The sequence below is a fragment of the Micromonospora sp. NPDC005220 genome (genome assembly GCF_040607895.1).
In the GTDB taxonomy this organism is placed as follows: domain Bacteria; phylum Actinomycetota; class Actinomycetes; order Mycobacteriales; family Micromonosporaceae; genus Micromonospora.
Genome location: NZ_JBEXHP010000003.1, coordinates 1 through 17,227 on the forward strand (window position 1 = coordinate 1; position 17,227 = coordinate 17,227).

The 17,227-nt window shown below is 71.5% G+C and carries 10 protein-coding genes; 5 read left to right on the forward strand and 5 right to left on the reverse strand.

The genetic code is table 11. The features are described from left to right. Positions 1-77: 77 nt before the first annotated feature. The gene (locus ABZU52_RS01985; protein WP_354969375.1) at positions 78-1,091 is read left to right on the forward strand and encodes a 4-hydroxy-3-methylbut-2-enyl diphosphate reductase; all 1,014 of its coding nucleotides are present in this window, start codon (positions 78-80) and stop codon (positions 1,089-1,091) included. Between the two features lie 40 nt (positions 1,092-1,131). Then, positions 1,132-1,566 carry a hypothetical protein gene (locus ABZU52_RS01990; RefSeq protein WP_354969235.1) on the forward strand — a complete coding sequence of 145 codons (435 nt, stop codon included), beginning with the start codon at positions 1,132-1,134 and terminating at the stop codon, positions 1,564-1,566. 70 nt (positions 1,567-1,636) lie between these two features. Here ABZU52_RS01990 and ABZU52_RS01995 read toward each other — a convergent pair whose 3' ends face one another. Together ABZU52_RS01995 and ABZU52_RS02000 are read right to left on the reverse strand one after the other, a co-directional pair. Next, on the reverse strand, positions 1,637-4,933 hold the full coding sequence (locus ABZU52_RS01995; protein WP_354969236.1) for a S8 family serine peptidase: 3,297 nt from the start codon (positions 4,931-4,933) through the stop codon (positions 1,637-1,639). A 136-nt stretch (positions 4,934-5,069) separates the two neighbouring features. After that, the gene (locus ABZU52_RS02000) at positions 5,070-6,245 is read right to left on the reverse strand and encodes a DNA recombination protein RmuC (RefSeq protein WP_354969237.1); all 1,176 of its coding nucleotides are present in this window, start codon (positions 6,243-6,245) and stop codon (positions 5,070-5,072) included. Positions 6,246-6,299: 54 nt separating this feature from the next. Between ABZU52_RS02000 and ABZU52_RS02005 the strand changes: the two genes are divergently transcribed. Then, positions 6,300-7,139, forward strand: a complete 840-nt coding sequence (locus tag ABZU52_RS02005; protein ID WP_354969238.1) for a hypothetical protein — start codon at positions 6,300-6,302, stop codon at positions 7,137-7,139. A 69-nt stretch (positions 7,140-7,208) separates the two neighbouring features. Here the strand turns inward: ABZU52_RS02005 and ppc are convergent, their stop codons facing one another. The 3 genes from ppc to ABZU52_RS02020 all read right to left on the reverse strand — a co-directional run bounded on the left by ppc (position 7,209) and on the right by ABZU52_RS02020 (position 12,293). Next, positions 7,209-9,995 carry a phosphoenolpyruvate carboxylase gene (gene ppc, locus ABZU52_RS02010; protein ID WP_354969239.1) on the reverse strand — a complete coding sequence of 929 codons (2,787 nt, stop codon included), beginning with the start codon at positions 9,993-9,995 and terminating at the stop codon, positions 7,209-7,211. 192 nt (positions 9,996-10,187) lie between these two features. After that, a complete protein-coding gene (locus ABZU52_RS02015; protein WP_354969240.1) occupies positions 10,188-11,219 on the reverse strand; it encodes a hypothetical protein in 1,032 nt (343 codons plus the stop codon). 117 nt (positions 11,220-11,336) lie between these two features. Then, entirely contained in the window at positions 11,337-12,293 is a 957-nt protein-coding gene (locus ABZU52_RS02020; protein ID WP_354969241.1) for a cyclase family protein, read from the reverse strand. A gap of 433 nt (positions 12,294-12,726) precedes the next feature. Between ABZU52_RS02020 and mfd the strand changes: the two genes are divergently transcribed. Continuing rightward, positions 12,727-16,356 carry a transcription-repair coupling factor gene (mfd, locus tag ABZU52_RS02025; RefSeq protein ID WP_354969242.1) on the forward strand — a complete coding sequence of 1,210 codons (3,630 nt, stop codon included), beginning with the start codon at positions 12,727-12,729 and terminating at the stop codon, positions 16,354-16,356. A 64-nt stretch (positions 16,357-16,420) separates the two neighbouring features. Continuing rightward, entirely contained in the window at positions 16,421-17,227 is an 807-nt protein-coding gene (locus ABZU52_RS02030) for a hypothetical protein (RefSeq protein ID WP_354969243.1), read from the forward strand.

Sequence of the window (17,227 nt, forward strand, 5' to 3'; positions counted from 1 at the left end):
GGTGATCAAGAGGTTTGCGTCAGCGTTGGGCGCGTTTCTGACGCAAACCTCTTGATCACCGGGACTCAGGGGTGGGGTTGCGGGCTGGGTCGGGTTTCGGGGGTGGCACGTACGATGGGGTGGTGACTGAGACCCGCAAGCGCGTGCTCCTGGCCAAGCCCCGCGGCTACTGCGCGGGTGTCGACCGCGCGGTGCAGACCGTGGAGGAGGCGCTGAAGCTCTACGGCGCCCCGATCTACGTGCGCAAGCAGATCGTGCACAACAAGCACGTGGTGCAGACCCTGGAGGCCCAGGGCGCGATCTTCGTGGAGGAGAACGAGGAGGTGCCGGAGGGCGCCACCGTCATCTTCTCCGCACACGGCGTGGCGCCGGAGGTCTACGAGCAGGCCAAGGCGCGTTCGCTGAAGGCGATCGACGCGACCTGCCCGCTGGTCACCAAGGTGCACCACGAGGCGCGGCGCTTCGCGGCCGAGGACTACGACATCCTGCTCATCGGCCACGAGGGGCACGAAGAGGTCATCGGCACCGCCGGTGAGGCCCCCGCCCACATCCAGCTGGTGGACGGCCCGGACGACGCCGACAAGATCACCGTACGTGATCCGGAGAAGGTGGTCTGGCTCTCCCAGACCACGCTCTCGGTCGACGAGACGCTGGAGACGGTGGCCCGGCTCAAGCAGCGGCTGCCGCTGTTGCAGTCGCCGCCCAGCGACGACATCTGCTACGCCACCTCCAACCGCCAGCACGTGGTCAAGGAGATCGCCGCCGACTGCGACGTGGTGATCGTGGTCGGCTCCACGAACTCCTCCAACTCGGTCCGCCTGGTCGAGGTCGCCCTGGACGCCGGCGCCCGCGCCGGTCACCTGGTCGACTTCGCGCACGAGATCGACGACGCCTGGCTGGAGGGGGCCACCACGGTCGGCCTGACCTCGGGCGCGAGCGTCCCGGACGACCTGGTCCAGGAGGTGCTGGTCCACCTCGCCGCGCGCGGCTTCGCCGACGTCGAGGAGATCACCACCGCCAACGAGCGGCTCACCTTCTCGCTTCCGCAGGAGCTGAGGCGGGACATGAAGGCCGCTGCGGCGCGCGGCTGAGCACGGGAACGAACCGGGGTCGGCGTACGTCAGATTCGGCATGAGGACTCTTCGGCTCGTCGTCCCCGCGCTGGCCGTCTGCGTGGCGCTGAGCGCCTGCGGCGGTCAGGGCGTCGGAGGCGGCACACCCACCCCGACCCCGACGGGAACGCAGCCGGTGACCAGCCAGCCCACGCCCGACCCGACCGCCTCGCCGGCGACCGTCACCCCCACCGTGCCGCCCGGGGTGAAGACTCCGAAGCCGGGCGGCCCGAGCACGCCGCCGGGCGTCGGGGCCACCACCCTGAGCGGCACCCTGCAGAGCGGCGTGGAGCCCGGCTGCGTACTGCTCGACGGTTACCTGTTGCTCGGCGGCCCTCGTGACGTGCTGATGGCGGGCGCGCGGGTCGAGGTCACCGGTCGGGTGGAGCCCGGCATGATGACCACCTGCCAGCAGGGCACCCCGTTCGTCGTGACGGCCGCCCACCGGTCCTGAGCACTCGCCCCTGACGTGCGGGAGCCCGCCCCCGAACCGGGGACGGGCTCCTGCGGGTGTCACCAGCGGATCAGTTCACGGCTCCGATGGACACGTTGCCGCGACCCACGATGGCGCCCTCGGTGGTGACGATCGCCAGTTCACCGGAGAGTTGACGCCCGTCGGCCGGAACGGCCACCGCGGTCACCGTGCCGGTGATGGTTGCCGACTCGCCGTGCATCAGCGGCACCGCGACGGCCGGGGCGGTGATCGTGCCCAGCGAGGCGGACGCGAACGCGTCGTAGTAGTCGTAGGCGGTGCTGGTCCCCGGCCCGTCGACCCCGTACGGCTCCACCACGACGCGGTAGGTGCCGGCCGGCGGGTTGGTCAGCGTCACCGCCTCCTCCGAGTCACCGTCGGCGGCCCGGCCGACCTCGGTGGTGCCCCGGTAGACGAACAGGTCCAGGTCGGCGCCCGCGTTCGCGGGGTTGCCGATCCGGGCGGTGAACGTCGACGTACCCGCCGGGATCTCGACGGTCCACTCCTGGTTGGGGCCGCCCTCGGTGATGGTCGGACGCTCGGTACGCACACCGGTCAGCGCGCCGCTGCGGCCACTGACCGAGACCGGGCCGAAGGCGTTGGTGACCTTCCAGCTCACCGGGGTCGGCTTGCCGGCCTCGACACTGGGCAGCTCGACCAGCGCCGGTTCGACGGTCAGGCCCTGCACCCGCGCCTGGAGCGTGAACGGGTTGTTCAGCGCCGGGGACGTCCGCCGCGACTCCACCTCGATCTCCCAGACCCCGGGAAGCGGGTTCTGGTAGTCACGCTCCTGCGGCTTGCAGACGTTGACGTCGGAGAAGTTGGTGTAGCAGGCGGTGCTCGCGGTGCTCTCCACCGGCACACCCAGCGGGTTGATCGCGATGAATCGGGTCTGCGAATCGGTGGCGATCCCGGAGAGGTTCACCTGGAGGGCCTTGGCGCCCTCCGGCACGGTGACGAAGTACGACGTGAAGCCGTTCCGGTCGACCGAGCCCTCGTTGGCGTACGAGAAGGAGGGCTTCTTCACGTCGTTCGAGGCCACCACCACCGTGGACACCTCGAAGTCGACCACGTTGGTGGCCGGATCGTCGATCCGCACGATCGCGCCGTGCGCGCCCTCGGTGGCCGGCTTGGCGGTGATGTTGATGGTGACGGCCTTGTTGAGCGGCAGCGCGACCGTCTTCGGCGCCTTGAAGGTGCCGTCGTCGCCCTGGAGCGTGACGTCGTGCTTGATGGTGCCGGCCGGGCCACTGGTGCGGGTCAGCGTGACCGGGTAGGTCTTGCTCTGGCCGACCTTGTGGCCGCCCACGGATGCGGCGCAGCGGTTGTAGACCCCGGTGCCCCGACCCGGGTTCGGCACGAACTTCACACCGTTCCAGATGGTCAGCTGGTCCGCCAGCGGGCTGCAGACCGGCGCGTCGGAGACGTACGACCGGGTTTCGACGCCCTGGCGCAGCAGCTGCCAGGCGCCCGGCACGTTGACCATGCCGTAGCCCTGCGCGTACGTCGGCACGTCCGCGATCGGCTTGGCGGAGCTGAACAGCGCCCGCCGCAGCGCCGCCGGGCTGACGCCCCGGTCGGTGGCCTTGGCGGCCGACAGCAGCAACGCGCCGGCGCCGGCGGTCTGCGGAGAGGCCATCGAGGTGCCGTTCAGCATCGCGTAGCCCGGCGGCAGCGGGTAGCCGGCCTCGGGGACCGGGTTGCCGAGCTGCCAGGTCGGTGCGGTGGAGATGGCCGAGCCGGGGGCGGCGATGTTCGGCTTGAAGCCGCCGTCCTCGCGCGGGCCACGGGAGGAGAAGTTGAACAGGGCGTTCTTCTTCCTCACGACCGAGCCGTAGTTGGCCAGCCAGGTGTCCTTGCTGATGCTGGCGGCAACGCTGATCACGTTGCTGGCGACGGACGGGTCGCCGACGGTGTTCAGACCCGGGCCGGAGTTGCCGGCCGAGATGACCAACTGCACGCCGTACGTCTCGATCAGCTCGTTGTAGAGGTTGGTCCTCGCGTTGTTGCCGTCGTTCAGGCCCGGAAGGCCGCCGATCGACATGTTGACGATGTCGACGCCACGGTTGGCCACCAGGTCGATCATGCCGGTGGTGAGGGCCGCCGCGGTGCAGCCGCCGCCCCACGAGCAGGCGCGGGCGGAGACCAGCTTGGCGCCGGGGGCCGCACCGTCGAAGGCGCCGTTGCCGAGCATGTCGTTGGCGGCGGTGATGCCGGCGACGTGGGTGCCGTGGGTGCTCTCGACGATGCCGATGTTGACGTAGTCGTAGGTGCCCGGCAACCCGATCGGCGTGGTGTTCACGTTCTTGCGGAACTCGACGACGAAGGGCTGCCGCTCGGCGACCGGCGTGGCCGGGTTGTCGGTGCCGAACCAGCCGATGTCGTACTTCTCCTTGTACGGCCGCATGATCGGGTCGTCGGTGAAGTTGAGGTTCTGGTTGGTGTCCACCCGGATGTTGTTGGTGGCCGGGTCGTAGAGCACACCCCAGGTGTCGGTCGTGTCGCCGTCGCGGTTGACGTCACCGCGGGCGTCGCTCGCGGTGGTGACGGACTCGCTGAACAGGTTGAACCGGTACGTGCCGGCCGGCGCCGTCCAGGTGCCGCCCGCGATGGTGAAGGACGGGCCGGCGACCTCGGCCTGCATCCGCCGCCAGCTGCCGTCCTCCAGCGGGTCGGTCGCGGTGACCCAGTCGACGATCTTGCGCTCGCCGGTGGTGGTCTGCTGCAACGCCGGGTGGGCCAGGTCCACACCGGAGTCCATGATGCCGATCGTGACGCCCCGGCCGTCCCACTCCGGGTGGGCCGCGGTGAACGCCACCGCGCCGGTCTCGTTCGTCGGCATGTAGGGGTTGTCCGCCGGGGTGGCTGCGCCCGGCGCGCCGACGGTGGCCTGCCGCGCGCCAGCGGTGCCGGCGGGGGTGCCTTCCGGGGTCGGGTCCGGCAGTTGGATGACCTCGTCCAGGTCGACGGCCGAGACGCCGGGCAGTCGCGCCGCCTTGAGGACGCGGTCGGTCGGGACCTTGGCCAGCACGAAGCCGACCCGGTCCTGCCGCTGGCTGACCGTGCCGCCGAGCTTGGTGAGGCTGTCGGCGACGTCTCCCGCCGCACCCTTCTCGGTGGCGACGATCAGGGTGACGGTCGGGGCCTTCTTGGCGCGGGCTTCGCTGAGCAGTTTGGCGTCGTGCGCGCCCAGCGTCTCGGCGGCGGTGGCCGGGGAAGTGTCCGCTGTGGTCGTGGGAGCGGCGGCCGCGGTGGCGGCACCACCCACGGCGGTCACGGCGCTCGCCGCCAGGACCGATGCGAAGAGCGCGGCGGAGGTGCGCCGGCTCAGGTTTGGGAGTCTGCTCACGTTCTCTTTTCCTCCAGAGAACAGGGCCCTTCAGAGGAGGGCGCTCGGGTGAGCAGAATCTTTCGTGTTGTCGACGAGCACTGTCACTAGTGGGCAGTTCCTTGTGACCACTTCGTGATATGCGGGATACGCACTGTCACATGAGTGGTGAGCGGGCCGAGACCTCGTCGCCGGCCGGGTCGGCCAGCTCGGGTGCCTGCGGCTGCCGGGGCGTCAACTCGACCTGGGCCGGCGTGGCCAACTCGTCGTCCGAGACGCCCAACTCGGCGAGCTTGCGGGCACTGACCAGCACCCGGGCCTCCAACGAGCCGACCGCCCGGTTGTAGGCGGTCACCGCACCGGCCAGCGAGGACCCGAGCTTGCCTACGTGATCACCCAGCGTGGAGAGCCGGCCGTACAGCTCGCGGGCGAGGGTGTGCACGGCGAGCGCGTTGCGGGCCAGTGCCTCCTGCCGCCACGAGTAGGCGACCGTACGGAGCAGAGCGACAAGTGTGGCCGGCGTGGCCAGCACCACGTTGCGGGTAAAGGCGTGCTCCAGCAGCGTCGGGTCTCGCTGGAGCGCGACGTCGAGGAACGGGTCGGCGGGGACGAACAGCACCACGAACTCGGGTGCGTTGTCGAACGCCGACCAGTACGACTTGGCGGCCAGGGCGTCCACGTGCCCCCGCAGGTGCCGGGCGTGCGCGTCGAGGTGGGTGTCCCGGCCACGTTCGTCGCGGGCCTCCATGGCGGTCAGGTACGCGTCGAACGGTGCCTTGGCGTCCACCACCACCGAGCGACCGCCGTGCAGTCGGACCACCAGATCCGGTCGGACGACCTGCTGGTCGGTGGCGGCGGTGACCTGCTCGGAGAAGTCGCAGTGCTCCAGCATGCCGGCCGCCTCGACGATCCGGCGCAGCTGGTGCTCACCCCAGCGGCCCCGCACCTGCGGCGCGCGCAGCGCCGCCACCAACTGCTTGGTCTCGGTGCGCAGCTCACCGGAGACCGCGTTCATCGACCGGACCTGCTCCCGCAGCTCGGCGTACGCGTCGACGCGGTCGTGCTCCAGCTCGGCCACCCGCTGCTCGTAGCGGCGCAGCGTGTCGTGCAGCGGCGCGACCGCCCGCGCCACCGCCTCCTGGGACTGTGCGGTGGCCTCGTAGCTCAACGCCCGCATGGACTGCTCCAGCCGACCCTCGCCCTCCCGGGTGGCGGCCAGGGTGGCATCCAGCCGGGCGATGTCGGCCGCCGACCGGGACCGGGCCGCGAGCCAGCCCACCGCCCCGCCGACACCGAGGCACACGATCACCAGGAGCAGCGTCGAGACGTCCATCACCGGAGCTTGCCAGACGGATACGACGTGACAGCCGGGGGTACGTTCGATGACATGGAACTTGTGCTCTGCCTCGCCGTCGTGCTGGTCGGCGCGCTGGGCGCCGCCGCGCTCATCCGCGCCCAGGCCGGTGCCCGCCGACGCACCGAGCTCGGCGACGCCCGCGCGGAGGCGCAGCGGTGGTACGAGCGCCTCGGCGGCCAGTTGATGAACCTGCACGGCGACGAACCAGCGGTACGCCAGGCGCTGGCCGACGCCGGTGAGCGGTACAACGCGGCCGGCTCCCAGCTGGAGCAGGCGTCCACGCCGCACCAGTTCGCGCTGGCCCGGGAGACTGCGCTGGAGGGCTTGGCGTACATCCGGGCGGCGCGAACGGCGCTGGGCATCGACCCGGGCCCCGAGGTGCCGACCCTGGCCGCCGCCCGCGGCGTGGGGCAGCTCACCAGGGAGCGCGAGGTCGACGTGCAGGGGCAGACCTTCCGGGCCGGGCCGCAACCCGGCCGGGAAACGCCCTACTACTACCCCGGTGGGCGGTACCAGGGTCGACCGGTGCCCGCCGGCTGGTATTCGACGCCCTGGTGGAAGACGGCGCTGGGCGCCGGCGCCGGTGTGCTCGGCGGCATCCTGATCGCCGACGCGCTCTTCTCGCCCGCCTTCGCCGACCCGGGGTACGGCTACGACGCCGGCTACCAGGAGGGCTTCGGTGACGGCGTCGACCAGGGCGGCGACGGCGGCGACCAGGGCGGGGACTTCGGCGACCAGGGTGGGGACTTCGGCGGTGGCGACTTCGGCGGTGGCGACTACGCCGGCGGCGACTTCGGTGGCGGCGATTTCGGCGGTGGCTTCGGCGGCGGCGACTTCGGCGGCGGGGATTTCGGCGGCGGCGACTTCTGACCGTCGTTCGCAGAGCTACGAGTACGGGCCCCGGTCGCAGTGACCGGGGCCCGTATCCGTAGCTGCTGATCAGCCGGTGTTGCGCATTCCGGCGGCGATGCCGTTCACAGTGGTGAGCAGCGCGCGTTCCAGGGCGGTGCCGTCGCTCGGTGCGCGCCGGCCGCCCGGAGCGGTGGCGATCGCCCGCCCGGCGGCACCCGACTCCCGGTACTGCCGCAGCAGCGCCACCTGAAGGTGGTGCAGCGGCTCCAGGTAGGTGTCGCGGACGGCAAGCGTGCGCTGAAGCACCGGCGAGTTCTCCAGCAGCGCCGGTGCGGCGGTTATCGCCAGCACCTCCCGCTTGGTCAGCTCGTACTCCTGCTCGATCTGCTCGAAGATCGGGTGCAGCTTCTTCGGCACCAGCGTCTCGACGTACCGGCGGGCGATGCTCAGGTCCGTCTTGGTCAGCATCATCTCGACGTTCGACAGGAACGTGCGGAAGAAGTGCCAGTTGCGGTGCATCTCGGCCAACACGTCCGCCAGCCCGGCCTCGCGAGCGGCGGCCAGCCCGGAGCCGACACCGAACCAGCCCGGCACGATCTGCCGGGTCTGCGTCCAGCCGAACACCCACGGGATGGCCCGCAGCCCGGACAACCCGGCGCCGGTGTTCGGGCGCTTCGCCGGTCGGGAGCCGATGTTCAGCGCGCCGAGCAGCTCGGTGGGGGTGGACGCCCAGAAGTACGCCGGCAGGTCCGGGTCCTCGACGAGCGACCGGTACGACCGGAACGCCGACTCGGAGACCACGTCCATCGTCGCGTCCCAGCGTTCCAGCATCTCGGCCGGCTGCCGGGGCGCGGTGTGCAGCAGCGTCGCCTGGAGCACCGCGGCGAGGGTCAGCTCCAGGTTCTCCCGGGCCAGCGAGGGCAGGGTGTACTTGTCGGAGATGACCTCGCCCTGCTCGGTCACCTTGATCGCGCCGTCCATGGTCCCGTACGGCTGCGCCAGGATCGCCTCGTGCGTCGGCCCGCCGCCGCGCCCGACCGTGCCGCCCCGGCCGTGGAACAGCCGCAGGTGTACGCCGTGCCGGGCGGCCACGTCGCGCAGCGCGCGTTGCGCCCGGTGGATCGACCACTGGCTGGTGGTGATCCCGGCCTCCTTGTTGGAGTCGGAGTAGCCGAGCATGACCTCCTGCACGTCGCCTCGGGCGGTCACCAGCGCCCGGTACGCGGGCAGCGACAGCAACTCGTCGAGGAGTTCGCCGCCGGCATTCAACTCGGCCGGGGTCTCCAACAGCGGCACGAACCCGATTCGGGCCCGCCGGCTGTGCACGTCCACCAGACCGGCCTCGCGGGCCAGCACCACGGCGGCCAGCACGTCGTCGACGCCCAGGGTCATCGAGATGATGTACGACTCGATCACCTCGGCGCCGAACCGGTCCTGGGCCTCCCGGATGGTCCCGAACACGTCGAACGTCTTGCGGGCCGGCTCGGACAGCGACGTGTCCACCGTCGACAGGGGTCGGCGGCCGCTCAGCTCGTCGGCGAGCAGCTTGGTGCGTTCCAGCCGGGTCAGCGCCGGGTAGTCGGAGACCTCGCCGACCGCCTCGTAGAGCTGCGCCAGCACCGCGTGGTGCGCCTCGGCGTGCTCCCGGACGTCCATGGTGGCCAGGTGCAGGCCGAACGCGGAGACCGTACGGATGGTGGAGGCCAACCGGCCGACCGCGGTGAGCTGCCCGGAGTTGCGGGCCAGCGAGGCACGCAGCAGGTCCAGGTCGGCGATCAGCTCGGCCGAGCCCCGGTAGTCCCGGCCGGGCACGTGCGCGGTGCCCTGACGCAACCTCAGCCGGGTGTTGGCGAGCTTCGCCTTCACGCAGCGCGCCTTGAGTCGGTAGGGCTCCTCCGCGTTGACCCGGCGGAAGCGCTGCGCCACCTCGGGCAGCGCGTCCAGGTCGGCGGCGAGGCTGGCGGAGAGGTCCAGGGACACCCCGCGCAGTCGGCGGGACACCGAGACCTCGTTGATCAGGTGGTCCATCGCCTTCTCGGTGGCCGCGATGCCGTGCTCGTGCTGAATGGTCAGGACCTCGCGGGTCACCGCCGGGGTGACGAACGGGTTGCCGTCGCGGTCGCCGCCGATCCAGGTGCCGAAGCTCAGCGGCCGGGCCGTCGGTGAGGTTTCCACACCGAGCGTGCGCAACGTGTCGGCCAGGTCGTCGAGCACCTGCGGGGCGGCCTCGGCGTACAGGTCGCGCAGGTAGTAGATCGCGTTGCGGGCCTCGTCGGTCGGGTCCGGCCGGTCGAGCCGCAGCTCGTCGGTCTGCCACATCAGGTCCAGCAACTCGGCCAGCCGGCGGTTGGCCGGGCCCTCGTCGCTGGCGCCGTAGAGGATGGCGTTGGCGGTCTCGGTGTCCAACTCGTCGGCGATCGCCCGCAGCTTCGACAGGATCGAGCGACGGGCCGCCTCGGTCGGGTGTGCGGTGAAGACCGGTCGTACCGCCAGCCGGCGAGCCGCGTTGGCGATCTCCTCGGCCGGCACCCCGCGCTCGGCGATCATCTTGGCGGCCTGGTCCAGCCAGCCGCCCTGCACCGCGCGGCGGCGGCGCAGATCCCGGGCCCGGTGCACCTGCTCGGTGATGTTGGCCAGGTGGAAGTAGGTGGAGAAGGCGCGGGCCAGCTTGGTGCCGGTGGTCACGTCGAGCCCGCCGAGGCGCTGGGCGGCCGCCGGGGCGTCGGAGCGCACCTGGGCGCGGATCTCCTCGACGAGGTCGAGCAGCGGGCGGCCCTCCTGGCGGGCCAGGGTCTGGCCGAGCAGGGTGCCGAGTCGGCGGATGTCGGCGCGCAGTGCGGCGTCCGGGCCGTCGTGGTCGTGCTGGTCGGTCACGATGCGCTCCCTTGCGTGGATACGAAGGACAGCGCTGTCCGACTTACTGGATGGTATCCGCGCGCCGGGGATGTCTGGAGGGCCCCCTGATGATCCATTGCCTCCGGGAGGGTGTTTTCCGGCGTGATCTCAACCACCGTGGCGGACTGGCGGGGGCCCGGGACGGCGTCGTTCGGGGCCAGGACGGGCGGGTCAGGAGCCGGCGTGGGCTGGCCCGGAGCCGGGGTTGGCGGCCCGGCCACCGCGGACCAGGCTCGCGCTGACCAACCCGACGATGCCGAGCACCGCCCACAGCGCCAGGGCGAGCGCGGGCCAGCCGGCCGACCGCCAGTCGAAGTACACAGCGGCCTTGGTCAGGTCGTTGGCGAGCCCCGGAATGTTCCACCGGTGCATGCCGCGCAGCACGCCGGGCAGGAACTCCGGCGCGTAGATGCCGCCGGAGCCCGGGTTGCCGAGCACCACCAGCAGCAGGATGACCAGCGCGGTGCCCGCGACGCCCAGCCAGCCCTGGATGGCGCTGGCGAACATGGCGGCGGCGAAGACGGCCAGCGCGCCGATGGCGGCGATCGTCGGTACGTCGTGGTGCCAGATGTCCAGGACGGGTCCGACCACGACCGCGCCGGCGATGCCGAGCAGCACGCTGTAGACCGCCAGGGCGGCGATGCGCAGTCCGGCTCGACGCGCCGTGCGGGGAGTGGTGCCGGCGGATATCCCGAGCACTGTCGAGGCGAGATAGCCCCCGAGCACGTACCCGACGTTCAGGTAGAAGGGCACCACCCCGCGTGGATCATCCGGGGTGACCGGCACCTCGTCGACGACCTGTAGCGGGGTGCCGGTGCGGGTGGCGGCGGTGCCGAGGACCTCCTTGATCGCGCTGGTGGCGGAGGGGCCGGAGGCATTGGCGATGGTGAGGAGCAGGCCGTTGTCCGGGCCGGTGCTGAGCACCGCGTACACCGCGCGGCTGAGCAGGCCGTCCTCGGCGGCGCTGCTGTCGTCGTACCCGATCGGTTTGATGATGGTGCTCTGGTCCCGGATGGCGTTGAGCGTCGCCTGGGCGCGTTGGTCGCCGCGGGCGACGCCGACCGGCAGGTCGCGCGGCGTGGGCTGGTGCAGTGCCCCGACGTAGGCGGCGATGAACGCGGTGGCCAGCGCCAGGGTGCCGAGGAGCAGTCCGATGCTGCGCGGCGCCCAGTCCCGAGCCGTACCGCGCGGTTCTTTGTCCACGTTGTTAGCTTATGGCCCGATTTGCGGAGCGAGCGGTGGAACCAGTTGGCCCGGGCCGCCAGCGGTTCGTGGTGCGGGCGAGACCGGCCCCGCGCGGTGACGGCGTCCCGGGTGGCGTCAGGGATTGACGACGGCAAAGGCGCGCACCGGAAAGGTGCCCATGCCGGCCACCATCGGCGGGGCCGCGGTGAACCGGAACCCACTCGGTGGCAACGCGCCCAGGCCGGTCAGGTGCTCCACGATCGGGATGCCGGCGGCGAGCAGCGTGCTGTGCGCAGGTCGTACGCCCCCGGCGGCCGGGCTCATGTCGTCGATGTTGATCGAGTCGATTCCGACCAGGGCCGCACCCGCGTCGGCCAACGCCTGGGCGGCGTCCCCGGCCAGATACGGAGCCTCCGGCGCGCCGTACCGCTCGGTGCCGAAGTGCGCATCCCACCCGGTATGCAGCAGCACCGCCCGCCCGGCCACCTCGTAGGGGGCCAGCATCAGTCGCTCCACCGCCCGGGTGCCCGACGGCACCCGCACCACCACCCCGGGCAGGTCGGCGAGTCGGCTCAGCGGCACCCCGGTCAGGTCGTCGCGGCCGGCCCAACGATGGGCGGGGGTGTCCAGGTAGGTGCCGGTGTTGGCGATCATGTCGATCCGTGCCACGTGGAACTCGGTGCCCGGCGCGTACCGCTCGCGGGACGCCGCGAAGGTCAGCCAGTCGGTGATCCGGGGCGCCGGCCAGCCCGGCAGGGTGGTCATTCCGTCGCTGATCACGTGGCTCAGCTCGACCAGCCTGCGGGCGGACGCCGGCTGATCGACTGACACGCTCCGGCCACCCTTGTGCCGCTCTTCGATGATCATCTTCGCGTTGATCCGGACCTCGGCGACCATCAGCAGCCCGAGATGCCGCACGAACAGCGCCGCCAGGTCATCGTCGGTGATCTCCGGACCGGGGATGTCCAGCCGGAATCCCTCGGTGCGCAGCCCGCCGCCGTTGGCGAAGCTCACCTCCGCGTCGAACTGTGCCCGCCACTGCTCACCCATCCCGAAACCCGACCATGAAGCCGACACACCGTCAAGATCCATGGGGGGTTCCGTCGCTGCGGAGCGGTCTGCACCCTCGACCCTCAAGATCGCGCTGGATCCAGGAAAGAGTGCGGTTCGGCGAGTTCGTGACCACTACATCCTGGACAACAACCGGCGCCACCTCGCCGATCATGCAGTTGTGGTGGGCAACAAAACGCCCGTAAACGGCTAAGCCGGGCACCACAACTGCATGATCGCCGCGCCCGCACTGCTCCTACCGGAAGCAGCAACTTTGGGATGACTTGCCCGGATTTTGGGCAGGCGTCGGTGGCCGGACGGGCGGGGCGGGCGCAGGCGACGCGCGGTACGGCGGGGACCTGGGCGGAAGGGGGTGGTTGTCGGTCGACGGGGCTAGGCTTGTTGTCGTGCACCCCCCGTCCGGCTGGACGAGGGGCCGCCGTCGTGTGCGTCGACTCCCCCCGGAAGGATTCCCTTGCTCACCGGTCTGTTCACCGCCGCCCTGGCCGACCCGGGGCTGGCCCGGGCGCGTGACCTGGCGCGCTCCGGTGCCGCCCAGGTCGACGGCCTCGACATCACCGCCCCGGCGGCGCTGCGCCCGTTCGCCGTGGCGGCTGTCGCCGCGGACAACGACGGGGCCGGCCGACCGGTGCTGGCGGTGACCGCCACCACCCGGGAGGCCGACGATCTGGCCGCCGCGCTGGGCGGGTTGCTCCCGGCCGAGCAGGTAGTGGTCTTTCCCTCCTGGGAGACGCTGCCGCACGAGCGGCTCTCTCCACGCTCGGACACGGTCGGCCGCCGGCTGGCCGTGCTGCGCCGGCTGGCGCACCCGGAGGCGACCGACGCGCACGGCGGCACCGGGCCGCTGCGGGTGGTCGTGGCTCCGGTCCGTTCGCTGCTCCAGCCTCAGCTGAAGGGGCTCGGGGACCTGGAGCCGGTGCAGCTCGCCGCCGGCGAGGAGGCGGACCTGGAGGAGGTCGCCCGTCGGCTGATCGACATGGCGTACGCCCGGGTCGACCTGGTGACCAAGCGCGGCGAGTTCGCGGTGCGCGGCGGCATCCTGGACGTCTTCCCGCCCACCGACGAGCACCCGTCCCGGGTCGAGTTCTGGGGCGACGAGGTGGAGGAGATCCGCACCTTCGCCGTCGCCGACCAGCGGACCATCGAGCAGGTGCCGCTGCTGTGGGCGCCGCCCTGCCGGGAGCTGCTGCTGACCCCGGCGGTGCGTGAGCGGGCGGCCGCGCTCGCCGAGCAGCACCCCGAGTTGGCCGAGATCCTGGACAAGCTGGCCGAGGGCATCCCGGTGGAGGGGATGGAGTCGCTGGCCCCGGTGCTGGTCGGCCCCGACTCGTTGGAGCTGCTGCTGGACGCGATGCCGGCCGGCACTCACGTCCTGCTCTGCGACCCGGAGCGGATCCGCACGAGGGCGCACGATCTGGTGCGTACCTCGGAGGAGTTCTTGCAGGCCAGCTGGGCCGCCGCCGCGGTCGGCGGCCAGGCCCCGGTGGACGTCGGCGCCGCCGCGTTCCGCACCCTGGGCGAGGTACGCGCCACCGCGGGCAAGCTCGGTCAGCCGTGGTGGACGCTGTCCCCGTTCGGTCTCGTCGAGGGGGAGACCGCCGAGGCGCGGCAGCCCTGGGAAGATGCGCCGGAGCAGGCAGCCGTCACCCCGGACGACGCCATCGCGGTGACCCTCTCCGCGCAGCCGGCGCCGCTCTACCACGGCGAGACCGCGCGGGTCGTCGAGGACCTCAGGCGCTGGGCCGGCGAGGGCTGGTCGATCGCGCTGGTCTTCGAGGGGCACGGCCCCGCCCAGCGGGCGGTGGAGGTGCTGCGCGACGCCGGCCTGGGTGCCCGGTTGACCGAGGAGGTGCCGACCGCGCCCGTCCCCGGCGAGCTGGTGGTCACCTGTGGTGCGTTGAGCAGCGGGTTCGTCGACGAGGCGTCCCGCTTCGTGCTGCTCACCGGCAACGACGTGACCGGTGGCCGGGGCACCTCGACGCGGGACATGCGCAAGATGCCGAGCCGGCGGCGCAACACCATCGACCCGTTGGAGCTGAAGGCCGGCGACTTCGTGGTGCACGAGCAGCACGGCATCGGCCGTTACGTCGAGCTGGTGCAGCGCACCGTCAACGGCGCCAGCCGGGAATACCTGGTCATCGAGTACGCGGCCAGCAAGCGGGGCCAGCCCGGCGACCGGCTGTTCGTCCCCACCGACCAGCTCGACCAGCTCTCCCGCTACGTGGGCGGCGAGCAGCCGACCCTGCACAAGATGGGCGGCTCGGACTGGCAGAAGTCCAAGGCGCGGGCCCGCAAGGCGGTCCGCGAGATCGCCGCGCAGCTCATTCAGCTGTACGCCGCGCGCAAGGCGTCCAAGGGGCACTCGTTCGGCCCGGACACCCCGTGGCAGCGGGAGCTGGAGGACGCGTTCCCCTGGCAGGAGACGCCGGACCAGCTCGCCGCGATCGACGAGGTCAAGCGGGACATGGAGCAGACCGTCCCGATGGACCGGCTGATCTGTGGCGACGTCGGCTACGGCAAGACCGAGATCGCGGTCCGGGCGGCGTTCAAGGCGGTGCAGGACGGCAAGCAGGTGGCGGTGCTGGTGCCGACGACCCTGCTGGTGCAGCAGCACTACAACACGTTCGCCGAGCGGATGAGCCAGTTCCCGGTCCAGATCCGGCAGCTGTCGCGGTTCCAGACGGCGAAGGAGACCGAGCGGACGCTGGAGATGGTCACCGACGGCACTGTCGACATCGTCATCGGCACCCACCGGCTGTTGCAGACGGCGACCCGGTTCAAGCAGCTGGGTCTGGTGGTCGTCGACGAGGAGCAGCGCTTCGGAGTCGAGCACAAGGAGCACCTGAAGACGCTGCGCGCGTCGGTCGACGTGCTGAGCATGTCTGCCACCCCGATCCCGCGCACCCTGGAGATGGCGATCACCGGCATCCGGGAGATGTCCACCATCGCCACCCCGCCGGAGGAGCGGCACCCGGTGCTCACCTTCGTCGGCGCCCAGGACGACCGGCAGGTGGCCGCGTCCATCCACCGGGAGCTGCTCCGCGACGGGCAGGTCTTTTACCTGCACAACCGGGTCGAGTCGATCGACCGGGCGGCCCGGCGGCTGCGGGAGCTGGTGCCCGAGGCGCGGGTCGCGGTGGCGCACGGCCAGATGGGCGAGGAAGCCCTGGAAAAGGTCATGGTCGGCTTCTGGGAGAAGGAGTTCGACGTCCTGGTCTGCACCACGATCGTCGAGTCGGGCATCGACATCCCGAACGCCAACACCCTGATCGTGGAGCGGGCCGACCTGCTCGGCCTGGCCCAGCTGCACCAGATCCGGGGCCGGGTCGGCCGGGGCCGGGAGCGGGCGTACGCGTACTTCCTCTACCCGCCGGAGAAGCCGCTCACCGAACACGCCCACGAGCGGTTGGCGACCATCGCCCAGCACACCGAGTTGGGCGCCGGCATGTACGTGGCGATGAAGGACCTGGAGATCCGGGGTGCCGGCAACCTGCTCGGTGGCGAGCAGTCCGGGCACATCGAGGGCGTCGGCTTCGACCTGTACGTGCGGATGGTCGGCGAGGCGGTCTCCGCGTTCAAGGGTGAGCGGCCGGAGGAGGAGGCCGACGTCAAGATCGACCTGCCGATCGACGCCCACCTGCCGCACGACTACGTGAGTGTGGAGCGGCTGCGCCTGGAGATGTACCGCAAGCTCGCCGAGGCACGCGACGAGGAGCGTCTGCGCGAGGTCGTCGCCGAGATGACCGACCGGTACGGCGAGCCGCCGGCCCCGGTGCAGAACCTGGTGGAGGTGGCCCGGTTCCGCCTGCTGGCCCGCCGGTACGGCCTGAGCGACGTGTCCATGCAGGGCAAGCACGTACGGTTCGGCCCGCTGCCGCTACCGGACTCGAAGCAGATGCGGCTCAAGCGCTACCACCCGGATGCCGTCTACAAGCAGGCCACCGACCAGGTCAGCGTGCCCCGACCGACCACCCGTCGGATCGGTGGCGAGCCGCTGCGGGACCAGGCGCTGCTCCAGTGGTGCGCGCAACTGCTCTCCGATGTGCTCGGTGCCCCCGCCCCACTGGCCGTCGCGACGGGTTGAGGGTGGGTCCGCGGTGCGGTGGGGGCCGTCACAGCCGGGGAGAGGGCATGAGAGAGTGACGGGTATGCGTGCTCGCCGTGTGATCGCCGCCGCCAGCGTCGCGGCCCTGGGTGTCCTCTCCCTCGCTGCCTGCGGCAAGTCCGCACCGAACGTCGCCGCGTATGTCGGTGACACCACCTACTCGGTGGACCGGGTCGACGCGATCTACGACGACGCGCAGGCGAAGTACGGCGAGGCGGTCCGGCGGGAGGCCGGCCAGGCGGGCGCGACGCCGTCGCCGGAGCAGTTGCGCGCCGCGGTGACCCGTCAGGACGTGGTCAACCTGCTGGTCAGCTTGGATCTCGGCAAGCGGGTGGCCGCGGCGAAGAACATCCAGGTGCCCGACGAGGTCACCCCGCAGCAGCTCGAGCAGAATCTGCGGGTGCCGGCGACCACCGAGTACGCCAAGCTCTGGGGTGAGTGGATCGACCTGCTCCAGGTGCTCAACCAGCAGCTCCCGCCGGCCGAGCTGAGCGACGATTCGCTGATGGCCGTCTACGACGCGCTGACGAAGACCGGGGCGATCAAGGGCGGCATGTCCGTGGCCGACGTCCGTCAGGCGTTCGGCGACGGCGGGTTCGTCCGCAGCGCCACCGCTCTCAGCACCGCACTGGAGGACGAGGCGAGCCGGCTCGACGTCTCGATCAACCCGCGCTACCGGGCGGTCGGCGTGCCGTCGGTGGTGAGCACCGGCCAGTCGCTGGTCTTCTACTCACTGCCGTACATCAACGAGGCCGGCCCGGTCACCGACATCTCCACCCCGGAGCCGCTGCCGTCGAGTGACGCGCCGAGTGCCGAGGGACCTGCACCGGATCAGGGCACGGCCAGCTGA

Excerpts from the sequence above, each read along its gene's own strand:
- ABZU52_RS02020 (WP_354969241.1), bottom strand. The coding sequence starts at position 12,293 with ATGGATCTTGACGGTGTGTCGGCTTCATGGTCGGGTTTCGGGATGGGT.
- ABZU52_RS02030 (WP_354969243.1), top strand. The coding sequence starts at position 16,421 with ATGCGTGCTCGCCGTGTGATCGCCGCCGCCAGCGTCGCGGCCCTGGGT.
- ABZU52_RS02005 (WP_354969238.1), top strand. The coding sequence starts at position 6,300 with ATGGAACTTGTGCTCTGCCTCGCCGTCGTGCTGGTCGGCGCGCTGGGC.
- ABZU52_RS01990 (WP_354969235.1), top strand. The coding sequence starts at position 1,132 with ATGAGGACTCTTCGGCTCGTCGTCCCCGCGCTGGCCGTCTGCGTGGCG.
- ABZU52_RS02000 (WP_354969237.1), bottom strand. The coding sequence starts at position 6,245 with ATGGACGTCTCGACGCTGCTCCTGGTGATCGTGTGCCTCGGTGTCGGC.